Below are 12096 nucleotides of genomic sequence, written 5' to 3' on the forward strand. Positions count from 1 at the left end.
TGCACATACAAGGATAGACGTTTGCGAGTAAAGGTCATTCACCTTATAGATGATGTAAAACTGGGTGGCGTAAATATCGCGCTAGAAAGTCTTGCAACCTCAAAACTGCAACAAGAGTTCCAATTCCAGTTAATTCATAGTCAACTCAATCTGCCTAAATTTAATCACTATGATGCATCAGTGATTGTGATCCACGCTGCGATGAGCTGGCGTAAACTGCCTGCGCTTTTAGCATTGAAAATAGCTAATTGGTCGACCCCTATCTTGTATCAAGAGCATCATTATAGTCGGGAGTTTGTTCGCCATTGCGTGGCTAACCCTGCACGTTTCAAATGGATGCTCAGACTAGGTTATGCCTTGGTGGATAAAGTGCTTACAGTTTCTAATCCGCAGGCTGATTGGCTGGTGGATTTTTGCCAGCTGCCCGAGAGTAAAATTGCTCGGGTTGGGCAAGCAAAGGAGTTAAGTTCATTTATGGCTATGGCTAAAATTAAACGCCATTCCCCACTGCGGTTGGCCGCTTATGGCCGGCTGACTAAGCAAAAAGGTTTTGATTTGCTAATTAAAGCTATTGCTCATTTCCCTGATACCGACGTGACTTTAACCATTGCTGGAGATGGTGAAGAAAAAGAGGCGCTACAGCAGTTGGTTGAACATCCGTCACAAGTTAGTTTTATTGGTGAGATTGAGGATGTAGCCACTTTTTTAAGTACTGCTGATGTGGTGGTCATTCCATCGCGTTGGGAGCCTTTTGGGCTGACTTGTATGGAATCCGTCGCTGCAGGTAAACATGTTATTTTGTCCGCTATTGATGGCTTAGCTGAACAATTGCCTAATCCTGATGAACGCCTAGGCTTTGAAGTTGTTGAGCCTTTGTCTATTAAAGGGATTATTGAAGCGATAGAGAAAGTAAGCGATGAAAGTGACTTGGGCGTCAGCGAGAGTCAGAGGCTTGCAACCGAGCAAGCTTGGGAAAACATGTTGCAGCGGTGGCGGCAGTTATTAGCCGAGTATAAATGAAATTACTTTTTTGGTTTAGATACAAAAAAGGCGCCCTGAGGCGCCTTTAATATAAGTAAACGATTACTTATATTCTACCGCTAGGTAGTTGATTAGGTCGATAAGCTCGCCAAGAGTACGTACAGAACTCATGTTAACAGCATACTTGTCGTTAACTACGAAGGCTGGAACACTTTGTACTCTAAACTCTTGCTGCTGTGCACGCCATAAAGCGAGTTTAGCGTTCGTTTCTTTACTGTCAGCTGTTGCATCATATTGTGCGCTATCAACGCCAAACTTGGCGAATACTGCTTTGATGTCGTCACGGCTTTTTAATGGTTCGGCATGTTTATGCCCTGGAGCGCTATGGTCGTGCTTTTCACCGTTGTCGCCTTGAATAACTTTAAACATAGCGTCAGTAAGTGGCTTTGGATTATCCAAAGTTTGAATCACCGCAAGAGAGCGCATGACTTCAGTGTTGATTTCCGTATTTGCAAAATCAACATGTTTGCTATCAAAGGTTACTTGTTTATCTAAGTTTGCTTTAATATCTGGAAGATACATCTTTTCCATGTTGAAGCAATTTCCGCAGTAAAACGAGTAAAACTCAGTCAGTTTAGGCTCACTGCTTGGTGCTTTATTGGTAACAACCGTGAAGTGTTTACCTTCAACAAACTGTGCGGCAAAGCTGCTCATTGGAGCAACTGCTAGGGTTAGTGCTAAAGCGATATGTTTAATCAAGCTAATGTCCTCAAAGTGACCTTTATCTTTATAGACAAGGTTATGCAGTAACGAAAAATACAGGTATTAAGCGTCCGTTACACTAATTTATATAGTTGTTAAGAATAAAACCAGATGCTTAATTATGACTTAATTTTGCCTTTCTGACATGTACTAGAGTGTGACATATATAATGCTTTAGATGAGAATCAGAATTTTTCATATTAAAGTTTGTAGTGCTTCACAATCTAGATTGAATTTGTATAGATTTTTTATTTTTGCAGGAACTTAATAGCATTGCTGAACCATGTATCAATAGTGAGTAACAGCTATGTTTTAGATGACATCATTGCTCGTTATGAATAATTTAAGCTTTTCATAGACATCACGACTAAGATTAACCTGATTAAGCTAGCTACTTGTGTTAAATTTTAACAAGATATTGAGTTTTATCATTGAGTCGATGCGCTCAATGTTAAAACGAGAAAGTCATGTTGGGGGGAAATGGATTTGAATACACCATCATATTTAATTATAGGTTCGATTGTATTGGCTGGAATGGGGCTAACAGCCAAAGCTGAGGGCACTGATTGGCGAATTGCTTTTGGTGGCCATAATACGATTGTAGAGCAGGTTGACTCACATACTTTGGGCGCCCATGCTGGCTTTTTTATTGAGCATGTTACTGAGTCTAATATTAGCTGGAAAGGTAATATCGACATATTTATCGATGACGATAAAGATAAGCTCGATCCTGATCATATCCCTATTTGGTTTCAAACTGCTTGGTCAGTTGATGGCAATCTTTATCGTTTTTCTCCGACAATGAACCTGCAGTGGCAGGTGACTCTTGATGGTAAGCGCAATACTGTAAGCTCGGTTGAGAAACAATCGAAACTATTTCCAGCTGTTGTTGCTCGATTCGATAATCAAAAGTTTTATGCCGGGCTAACGCTAGGCGGTGGTCATTATATGCTTGAAATTGATGATGATGTGCCAAGAGAGCGTGGTTATGATCGTGAAGACTTTCAAAATAAAACCGGCGCTTATACCGTTGCGGCAGATACAAGAATCATGTTGGGGAAATCATTTGATATCTATGCGGGTGCTCAAACATGGAATGATGGCAGTGACTGGTTAGAAAATAAATACTCAGCAGTTTTTAGTTATCACTCGGACAGTTGGATTGAGGATAGCGAGGTAAAGCTTAGTGTTGAGCACTCAGAGTATAATTTAGATCCGTTTGATAATCGCGATAAAAACGATGCAGACTATTTAGCTATATTGCCTTGGGATAACGACACGTTAGTCCGAATATATGTCGATATGCCTTGGGGTTAAGCCTCGTATAACATAATAATACTAAGAGCCGCCAAAGGCGGCCTTTAAAGTGACATCACTGTCTTTGTGTGAGCGCTATGAAAACCTTTTCTTTGTTAGTTTTACTGTTTGCCACCTTAGTGGGTATTGTCATCTCTGTGGCCATTGGTCAGCGACTTTATGCGGAGGAGACTCGAACGATTGAAGTTGAGTTTGCGAGAGATGTTGATGATAAAGCGCAGGTTTTAGAGCAGGAAGTCATGCTCAATATTGAGGTGCTTTATGCGCTTAAAGGGGTATTTATTAGCTCTGAGCACGTGAGTGCTGAAGAGTTTAAACAGGTCGCTACCAGCTTTCTTTTGCGCCACCGTAATATTCAAGCCTTAAAGTGGATCCCTAAAGTTAACTCGCTTGCACGCCCTTTGGTTGAAAACAGCCAAATGAAGTCTTACGAAGATTTTGAGTTTACCGAAAAAAGTCACGATGAGAGTCTGGTGACAGCGAAAACTCGCTCCATCCATTTTCCTGTTGTGTATCTAGAACCATTTTCTGGCAATGAAAATGCACTCGGGTTTGATTTAGCCTCTGATCCAACGTTAATAAGTGTACTCAATAATGCTCGAGATTTGGGCTCCTCCATGGCTTCTGCTGGTATTAAACTTTTACAAACTAGCGAACAAAACTCTATTTACGTATTTTTACCCATCTATGATGGTGAACCCAATACGCTATTAAAACGACAAGAACGATTGTTAGGCTTTGTTGCTGGTATTTTTCGAGTAGCAGATATGTTCGATAGCGCGATAAAAAGAACCTGGGTACAAGGGATTTATTACACCTTAGAAGATATTACCAATGATAAACACCAGTCACTCTACAGTCATTTATCGAGTGACGTTTCAGCGACATTACATCAGAGTAATAGTGAGATTGTTTATCAACGTCCATTGACCCGTTTTAGCGGTCGGCAATGGCAAATTCATGCCATGCCAAGTGAAGGCTACATTGCTGAACGGCGAACGGCGTTTCCGTATTTAATCGCGCTGTTTGGCATATTGGGCAGCCTGGTGCTGGCCATTTATGTATTTTTTATAATGAGGCACAGTCATATGGTTAATATGCAGGTGCTTGAGCGTACGCGGGATCTAAACCTTGCTAAGAAGAAGCTTGAAGCACTATCAATGACAGATAGTTTAACCCGCATCGGTAATCGCCGTTTCTTTGATAATGCCTTTGAGCGGGAGTGGCAGTTAGCGATTAGAAACAAAACGCGATTAGCGTTGTTGATGATAGATATTGATAATTTTAAAAGTTACAACGATACCTATGGTCATCTTGCTGGAGATCAATGTTTGGTTGAAGTGGCTCAAGCTATCGCTGAAGCCTTACATAGACCCAGTGATGTTGTGGCGCGCTACGGTGGTGAGGAGTTTGTGGTGATCCTGCCACATACTCGTGATTGTTTATCACCCGCTCAGCGCTGCTGTGCAAATGTTGCAGCGCTCAATATTGCTCATTCTAGTTCTACTACCTGCTCTTATGTCACAGTAAGTGTTGGAGTAACCAGTATTATTCCTACAGAGTCTGACGATATGGTTAAGTTTGCCGCTATTGCTGATATGGCGCTTTATAAGGCGAAAGAAAATGGTCGAAATCAAGTATTTGTAGATGCTGAAGCGATAATGCCTAAAGCGCTGTAGCTTTGTGTTTAGTTTAGTCATTCAGCGAAGGCCTCTACAATCAGCTTTTCTAATACCACTGTATTTTTAAGTCACTTGCTACGATGAGCTAAACTTTAGTTATCATCAAATAGTAATTTAATTATATTTTGTTATGATTTAGCCAGTTTATTAATTTGATGAGATATCGATGTTGAATCCACAGTGGCTTAAAACGTTCGTTACACTTGCAGAGGTCGGACACTTTACTCGCACAGCTGAACAGTTGTTTATGACACAACCTGGGGTCACTCAACATATTAATAAGCTTGAGAACCAAGTGGGTACATTATTGTTAACTCGCATTGGTAAAAGCTTTGAGCTCACTGACGCTGGCTTGCAGTTGTTATCGTATGCGAAAGCGAAAATCATTGAGGAAGAACAATTACTGCAAATGCTGCAGACCGATGAGCCCCACACTGGTACGTGCCGTTTCGCCTGCTCTGGTGCATTGGCCATGCACTTCTATCCGCGATTTGTCCAGTACCAACTACAACATGAGCAGCTACAGGTTGCTTTAGAAGCAGCTCCTAATAGCAGAATAATAGAAAGCATATTAGACAATAGCGTCGATATAGGTATTGTCACACAGCAGCAATCATCGCTAGAACTTAATCAGCTTTATTTAGGCAAGCAAGCACTATGCTTAGTATTACCGCCAAGTTTTAAAGACGCCGACATCACACTGGAATTGCTGGGAAAAATCGGTTTTATTAATCATCCTGATGGTCACTATTACGCTGAGCAACTACTAAGTGCGCAGTTTGGCAATGAATTTGTCGGCATGAGTAAGCTTAAACAGCGTGGTTACATTAATCAGCTAAACCAAATTTTATTACCTGTTTCAAAAGGTTTAGGTTTTACTGTCCTGCCGCAAATCGTTGTCGATGAATATCCACAGCCCTTATTTGTTGCTAACACTTTATCTGAAGTGGTTGAAGAGCTATATATGGTCAGCAAAAAGCAACGCCAGCTGCCAAGTCGTTATCAATGGTTTATCGATACGATTTGTGAGCAGTTGACGCCACAATAACTGCTAGAAAAGTTAGCTGTTACTCTGCGCCAACTCAGAGTATTCACGTTTATGTTGTTGGATAAGGCGGTATTCAATAACACTAGAGATGATAAACATCATCAAGTAGCCACAGCCCATGGCAAGTATTACTGCAACCACGTTATCAGTGAATACTCGCAAAATATAAAACATCGCTATTAGCGTCACTACTCCAGCCACTCTAATCGATAAGCTTTGTAAAAAATGGCCATGGGCTTTGATATACGCCACCTGAAAGGCATTGAGCATCATAAAACCAAAAAATAGCGCAAAGTGCATTAATACTGGAGCTGCAGTGGCATAAGTTGTTGGGAAAATTAGCGTGACCAACTCCTCGCTGTAAAAAATCATCCCGAGTAAAAATACAGTGCTAATAGTTATACCTAGCGTGTAAAACCAACGCCGCATTTGGGCTATTTGTTGGTGCTGACCTTGCTTAAGGCACTGGGCTATTTCTGGCAGAATATACCGATAGACAGGGAATACGAACAGCAGAGTCATATAAGCGAACATGGGTCTCACTACAACCTGAAAGTCACCGAGCTCATCAACGGTAAAGTAAGCGACGGTTAGCAAAACGGTGATGTAAATCATTAAAATGCTCGCGCCTACCTCGAGAGAGGACAACATGCTTTTTTTCACAAAACTGCGCATTTCAGGATCTAGCTGCACTGGTGCAAGTGGCGTGGTGGCTATCTCTTTACGACGTTGAATAAACATATAAGCTGCTACGGCGATGCTCGACAGCATTAAGCTAAAGAACAGTGACGACACCGCGCTCTGTTGCAGTAGGTAATAACAGATGAGAAACAAGACTATTTGTACCATAGGCTCAATCCATATTGCTTTGTTTGCAATGTGGTAGAGCCGATACATGCCTATTTGATTGGTGAAATAGACCTTAAAGCCCATACCAAGGATAATGCCGACTAGCTGCACGTATTCAACATCAATTTTGAGCTGATGCTTTATATAGGGCAGAACTATCCCCCAGGTAAGTAGCACCATTAATATCAAAGAGTAACGGAATATATTAGTAATATCTTGCGCATTTTTTGTTTGCGAAAAACTCACCACCATTGAAGTTCGAAAGCCACTTAATAGGATTAATGAGAGTGAGATTATATCGACAACGGTATGGTAGAGTGCAAGATCGCTCTTAGCGACCCACTGTGCCAGCCAAATTTTAAACGCCAGCCCAAGGGAGATACTGGCGAGCGTGGCCCATATTGCCGCTATAAAAGAGCGCTTTGCCCGCTCAAATGAAGTTTCTGACATAGATGATTATAGCTCGCTGATAACGACATGAGGTATTGATACTAGTCAGAAATACTACGTGACTATCATCAGCGCAGCAGAAATTTCGTCAAAAGGTGTGATCTGGCCTTAAACTACTGACTAAATAATTAACTCAAGCAATGTTTATCCAGCTAGGGCATTTGACGTTCAATCCTCTAGTCGAAAACATGTGGGCAGGCCGAGTAGTCATTGAAGCCATCATCCCAACGACGGACATCATTGGCACGGCGCCAACGACTATGCCAGAACTCCATCAAACAAGTACCACCATTTATTTCAACAAGAAAAGTGTCTTGTTCTTTGACTTGATCATAAGGCGGATACACTTCACTGCGTCCCCAAGTCATCCCCCCGCGACTGTCGGTCCAATTTTTCCAAAAGTCATCGATGCTAAGCCACTGTTCTGTGGGCTTATACCAAGCTACAGCTTCGCCTGATTGAATAATTATTTGACCATGATAATCGCCTGCCCCTGTCGTGATTGCGGTTGCGCTAGCAGTTGATATCATAAAAAAGCCACTCATTAGTACAAACGAAACTAGTATAATTTTAATCATAAATATCTTTGGTTTGGCGAGAAATAGCTTTAAGTATAGTTGCATTTATTTACTTCTAAACCATCCGGTAATTGAAAGGCGTTGCATAGGAGCATAAGGGGGCAAATAGGTAACAGCATGAACATGACGAACATCAAATATCGTCATTGAGTTAAATTTTGGTGTCCAAGCTTCCCTAGGGGTGCCGTCATCCTGATAAAATTGTAGTAAGCCGCCCCAGTCAGGATGCCATTTAGGGGTAAATCCAAGTACAAATGCGAGAATTCTTCCTTCACGTTCAACCACGTCATTGTGTCGAGTTAGAAAGTTACCTGGCGTATAACGAGTACCTTGTGCACTTGCTAACTTAATATCTGAGCGTCCGGATATGTAACGTAGTTTTTCGAGGGCATCCTCACTGTTGAGGTAGTTTTTTACTTCAATTAAGGGGCGCGGGCTTAAAGTATTAATCATGTGACGACCATACCAAAACCCTACGCCTTTAGAAGCATCACTATATAGATGCGAAAACAGTTGTTTACGGTCTAGTTGAGACATTTTTGCTAGATCTTGTTCAGACGACTCAAGTGCACGACCTTGCTGAGTATAGGCATGTTTGAATTGAGTATTCTGGCCTAGGCTTTGACCTATAAGGCTTGCATGCTCAGGTGTCCAAATATTATTGACTGTGACTCTAAGGTCTTTTTGGTATTCAGCTTTAACCGCATCCCAGTCTACGCTGGTTGAAAATGTACTTTTCAATGTCTCTCCTTAGATTTTTTACTAGTTTATTTGTATGCGTCTATACGGAATTGAACAGAATATTTACTCAATTAAGTATGTTAAATGTCTGTATTTATAAAAGGTACCAGATATTACGGTTTTATTGGCGATAATAAGGTTATTTGTTTACCTTTGGTAAGGGGATATTCTGGTTTTGTTTAAATGATGTCGAATATAAATTTTTAGTTGTAGGTTTTTGCGTGTTTCACGCATTGTTCATTAGGGGAATTAAATGGCTCTAAAATCCAATGTTAGCGTTTTTTATAGTTGTATTTTTGCTATTACATTTTTGCCTTTTTCTGCACTTTCGGCACCAGCAGCTAATGTAAAAAACTCAATCGATAGAGCTGAAACTCCTGATAATGTGAAGGAAAAACTGCTGCTTCCCTATTTTTTTAACTCTGATTCTATGGGGCTTAATATTGGCCTAGGCGGTATGTTGAGTGGATATTTTCAAGACCAAATGACGATTGGTGGCACCGTGTTTGGTGGTGATGTAAGTAGAGGGGCAGGGTTAGGCGTTTGGAATTTTAAACTGCCGAAAACCGAACGGTTCTTCTTAAGTACTTATGGTTTTCTTGGCTATTATCCGGATCAGCGTGCATACGCTGGTGCGGGGCGGGAATTTATCCCAGCAGGTACACCGCTACCAGGGAGCAATGACTCCACTAATTTACAGTTTTTAGAGGCGGATGGTTCCTCTAATTGGTTTGATATAAAACTAGAATACGCTTTGCCTATCGGGGCGACAAAAGATAAAGGCATGGTGGAATATAAGCTTGAAAATGGCTTATTAGTTTCAGAGCCGAGCGGCGGTGATAGTTGGAATCCGCTGGAAAGTGGGGCAACCGTGGTGGTGCTACGGCAGTTTAATCGGTACCAAAGTTTTGAGTTTGTAGATGACGAACTTGATGGCACTATCCACGCTATCGAGCTTGGGATCTTGTACGACAATACTGATTTTTCAGTTAACCCATCTACTGGTAGTAGCCAGTACTTCTCAGTTTCACATGATGCAGCTTGGTTAGACTCTGATAATGAGTGGACCTTTATGAATCTTGATATGAGTAAGTACTTCTCGTTTGGCGAGTCAGAATATGCAAGCCAACGTATTCTCGCACTCAACTTTTGGACTGGATACTCACCCTCTTGGGAGCTTGAGTACGATGAGCAAGGCGGACGCCAAGTTACCAACAATGCTCCTTACAATGAAGGGGCGACCTTAGGTGGTTTCTACCGCATGCGTGGTTTTGACCAAAACCGCTTCCATGATAAAGCGGCCATCTATACCAGTGCGGAATACCGCTACACCTTAAAATATAATCCTATCGAAGATATCAATTGGCTTAAGTTTTTACGCTTAGATTGGTTCCAGGTTGTAGGATTTGTAGAAGCTGGCAGAGTGGCTCCAGAGTATACTGCCAGTACATTACTGTCTGATTTAAAAGTGGATTACGGCTTATCGTTAAGAGCGTTAACCGCTGGGATAGTTATTCGCTTTGATATCGCTCATTCAGATGAAGCCACTAATGGTTGGGTTATGGTGGATCATCCATTCTAATAAATCGAATGAATGCTGCGCTATTTCGCGTTATTCATTCTAATCTGTGTTTGCTAACTTAAAGGCAATGAAAACTCTTTAGGTGAAACAGATGAATATAATTAAGCAATATCCAGCACATAAAACCATGGACGGCGATGGAGTGAATATTACACGGCTTGCTGACTTTCGCCGAGGCCATTTTGATCCATTCTTAATGCTCGATGAGCTTAAATCCGATGATCAAGCCGATTATATTGGTGGCTTTCCTCCACATCCGCACCGCGGAATTGAAACCTTCTCCTATATTCTTAAAGGTGGTATGGAACATAAAGATCAACTCGGCAATATAAAAGCGATACAAGCGGGAGATGTGCAATGGATGAGCACAGGTAGCGGCGTGATACATTCTGAGATGCCATTAGCTGATAGCCATACTGGATTACATGGCTTCCAAATTTGGCTCAACATGCCAGCAAGCGAAAAAATGCGTCCTGCCCGTTACCAAGATACGACTAGTACACCTATTCCAGAACATACAAATTCAACTGGAGCGCAAATTAGAGCACTCGCAGGCGAGTGGCTGTTTGCTGGGCAGTCTTTAGCTGGTCCGATTGAAGAGCTTGCTGGTAGTGCTGCAATAGCAGATATTAGCATTGAGGCTAACGGTAGTGCAGAGCTAGCGTTAAAGCAGCCTTTTGTTGGCATTTATCTCTACTCAGGAGAGCTCGTCGCGCAAGGTAAGCGTTATAGTGCGCAGCAGCTATTGCTTCTTGATTCAAGCAAGGCGGTGAATTTAGTTACTAGTAATGAAGGGGCGGGAATGTTGGTCTTGGCCGGTACACCAATCAAAGAAGATATTGTGCATATGGGGCCATTTGTGATGAATAGTGAAGCTGAGATCCGCCAAGCTATTGATGATTATCAAAGTGGTCGTTTTGGAGAGATACCACCAGTTTAAAACTCAATATTTTTGGAGCAAGCTATTCTGTTTCAAAGCTTGCTCCATCAGTATTTACAGCTTTGGCGCCGGCATTATCTTTGCGCTAGTGACGAATTTAATCGGTGTTTTGTTAGGATTGTTTTTTGAGGGTGAGTAATTTTCCACTGGAAACTGGTCAAGCTTTGCTTGGGTCATATAGTTTTCAGGTGTGGTGCTAATTAGCTTTTTCTCGACCTCTTTTCCGTTTGAATCGATAGTGACTTCATAAACCCACTCTCCCGCACCTTTGGGCAACCATTTGGGTTTACTGTTATATATTTTTGGTTTTTTATACTGAACTAGCCAATAGTTCGACATGTCGTCGACATTAATTTCAATCACTGCAGAGCTAAATACAGGCTCTATTTCTTCTTTAGGTGTTGACTGGCAAGCCATAAGTGCGAGCGCCAAAACGCCAAGGTAAATCTTGTTCATTTTCACTATCCTTAGTGTGGTTATTTGATTATTGCTGGAAACGCTGCTTTTTATCGATTTTACATTCATCTACTGGTTGAGGGTCATTGCTCCGGTCTGTTATCCAGCACTGGTCGTAAATAGAGCAGTAGCAAAGACTTATTTTTATATCGTTATCAATAGCCAGAAAGAGTTTGTTCTGAGCTCCTTGATATATTAGTGGTTGGATAGATTTTTCAGCGGGCAGGATGCGTTGACTAATATGTGACTGAGTAAACCTAGGGATTTCTGGAATTTCGTCCCATCTTTTAATTGATTTAGATTTGTATGTTACAGCAGCATACTTGATGATAGCGGGACCAGTCCCATTGTTGCTCACACCGTAACTAAAGCTCTGATCACTATAGCTGCGAAAAATCTCCAACCGAGGCCATACAGATGCGCGAGCATAAGCTCTATCTATATAAGCGGAGTAAATACCGACTACAGTAGTAACCACACTAATCAACAGCGCAGACAGCGCCACGATCATTTCGGGCTTCTTATACCAAGAGGCTTCTTCCATGTTACAAATCTTCCTGTTTTAATATTCTTGTTGAATTTTTACTTATTAAATTCAGCGGTATAGCGCAAAATGTTACCACCTTGCTACTTGTGGCTACAACCCTATAAATCTGGGGAGTTACGTTGCAGGGTTTATAGAAAAGCGAGCAGCAATACTCGCTTTTATT

The 12096-nt window shown here is 41.6% G+C and carries 12 protein-coding genes; 6 read left to right on the forward strand and 6 right to left on the reverse strand.

Annotation, left to right across the window (positions count from 1 at the left end):
- Nucleotides 1-21: 21 nt before the first annotated feature.
- Nucleotides 22-1020, forward strand: coding sequence for a glycosyltransferase family 4 protein (locus tag L2730_RS02120; protein ID WP_248973078.1), 999 nt, complete (start codon nt 22-24; stop codon nt 1018-1020).
- 63 nt (nt 1021-1083) lie between these two features.
- On the opposite strand, the gene L2730_RS02125 is transcribed toward L2730_RS02120, so the two are convergent.
- Nucleotides 1084-1740 (reverse strand): thiol:disulfide interchange protein DsbA/DsbL, encoded by a 657-nt coding sequence (locus tag L2730_RS02125; protein WP_248973079.1) that lies wholly within the window; start codon nt 1738-1740, stop codon nt 1084-1086.
- Nucleotides 1741-2223: 483 nt separating this feature from the next.
- On the opposite strand from L2730_RS02125, the gene L2730_RS02130 reads away from it, so the two are divergent.
- The 3 genes from L2730_RS02130 (at nt 2224) to L2730_RS02140 (ending at nt 5790) form a co-directional block, all read left to right on the forward strand.
- Nucleotides 2224-3060, forward strand: a complete 837-nt coding sequence (locus tag L2730_RS02130) for a hypothetical protein (RefSeq protein WP_248973080.1) — start codon at nt 2224-2226, stop codon at nt 3058-3060.
- A 77-nt stretch (nt 3061-3137) separates the two neighbouring features.
- The gene (locus tag L2730_RS02135) at nt 3138-4739 is read left to right on the forward strand and encodes a diguanylate cyclase domain-containing protein (RefSeq protein ID WP_248973081.1); all 1602 of its coding nucleotides are present in this window, start codon (nt 3138-3140) and stop codon (nt 4737-4739) included.
- 169 nt (nt 4740-4908) lie between these two features.
- Nucleotides 4909-5790, forward strand: a complete 882-nt coding sequence (locus tag L2730_RS02140; protein WP_248973082.1) for a LysR family transcriptional regulator — start codon at nt 4909-4911, stop codon at nt 5788-5790.
- Nucleotides 5791-5802: 12 nt separating this feature from the next.
- On the opposite strand, the gene L2730_RS02145 is transcribed toward L2730_RS02140, so the two are convergent.
- The 3 genes from L2730_RS02145 to L2730_RS02155 form a co-directional block, all read right to left on the reverse strand.
- Nucleotides 5803-7089 carry an MATE family efflux transporter gene (locus L2730_RS02145; RefSeq protein WP_248973083.1) on the reverse strand — a complete coding sequence of 429 codons (1287 nt, stop codon included), beginning with the start codon at nt 7087-7089 and terminating at the stop codon, nt 5803-5805.
- A 176-nt stretch (nt 7090-7265) separates the two neighbouring features.
- Nucleotides 7266-7619: a hypothetical protein gene (locus L2730_RS02150; protein WP_248973084.1), complete on the reverse strand. Its 354-nt coding sequence runs from the start codon at nt 7617-7619 to the stop codon at nt 7266-7268.
- A 93-nt stretch (nt 7620-7712) separates the two neighbouring features.
- Nucleotides 7713-8408, reverse strand: a complete 696-nt coding sequence (locus L2730_RS02155) for a 2OG-Fe(II) oxygenase family protein (protein WP_248973085.1) — start codon at nt 8406-8408, stop codon at nt 7713-7715.
- Between the two features lie 253 nt (nt 8409-8661).
- On the opposite strand from L2730_RS02155, the gene L2730_RS02160 reads away from it, so the two are divergent.
- Nucleotides 8662-9990, forward strand: coding sequence for a BamA/TamA family outer membrane protein (locus tag L2730_RS02160; protein WP_248973086.1), 1329 nt, complete (start codon nt 8662-8664; stop codon nt 9988-9990).
- A 91-nt stretch (nt 9991-10081) separates the two neighbouring features.
- On the forward strand, nt 10082-10930 hold the full coding sequence (locus tag L2730_RS02165; RefSeq protein ID WP_248973087.1) for a pirin family protein: 849 nt from the start codon (nt 10082-10084) through the stop codon (nt 10928-10930).
- 54 nt (nt 10931-10984) lie between these two features.
- Here the strand turns inward: L2730_RS02165 and L2730_RS02170 are convergent, their stop codons facing one another.
- A complete protein-coding gene (locus L2730_RS02170) occupies nt 10985-11386 on the reverse strand; it encodes a hypothetical protein (RefSeq protein ID WP_248973088.1) in 402 nt (133 codons plus the stop codon).
- Between the two features lie 28 nt (nt 11387-11414).
- Entirely contained in the window at nt 11415-11930 is a 516-nt protein-coding gene (locus tag L2730_RS02175; RefSeq protein WP_248973089.1) for a hypothetical protein, read from the reverse strand.
- Nucleotides 11931-12096 lie beyond the last annotated feature (166 nt).

It is taken from the genome of Shewanella kaireitica (assembly GCF_023284045.1).
Taxonomy (GTDB): domain Bacteria; phylum Pseudomonadota; class Gammaproteobacteria; order Enterobacterales; family Shewanellaceae; genus Shewanella; species Shewanella kaireitica.

Coding starts and splice junctions, on each gene's coding strand:
- L2730_RS02145 (WP_248973083.1), bottom strand. CDS start 7,089: ATGTCAGAAACTTCATTTGAGCGGGCAAAGCGCTCTTTTATAGCGGCA.
- L2730_RS02160 (WP_248973086.1), top strand. CDS start 8,662: ATGGCTCTAAAATCCAATGTTAGCGTTTTTTATAGTTGTATTTTTGCT.
- L2730_RS02140 (WP_248973082.1), top strand. CDS start 4,909: ATGTTGAATCCACAGTGGCTTAAAACGTTCGTTACACTTGCAGAGGTC.
- L2730_RS02165 (WP_248973087.1), top strand. CDS start 10,082: ATGAATATAATTAAGCAATATCCAGCACATAAAACCATGGACGGCGAT.
- L2730_RS02130 (WP_248973080.1), top strand. CDS start 2,224: ATGGATTTGAATACACCATCATATTTAATTATAGGTTCGATTGTATTG.
- L2730_RS02150 (WP_248973084.1), bottom strand. CDS start 7,619: ATGATATCAACTGCTAGCGCAACCGCAATCACGACAGGGGCAGGCGAT.
- L2730_RS02175 (WP_248973089.1), bottom strand. CDS start 11,930: ATGGAAGAAGCCTCTTGGTATAAGAAGCCCGAAATGATCGTGGCGCTG.
- L2730_RS02135 (WP_248973081.1), top strand. CDS start 3,138: ATGAAAACCTTTTCTTTGTTAGTTTTACTGTTTGCCACCTTAGTGGGT.
- L2730_RS02170 (WP_248973088.1), bottom strand. CDS start 11,386: ATGAACAAGATTTACCTTGGCGTTTTGGCGCTCGCACTTATGGCTTGC.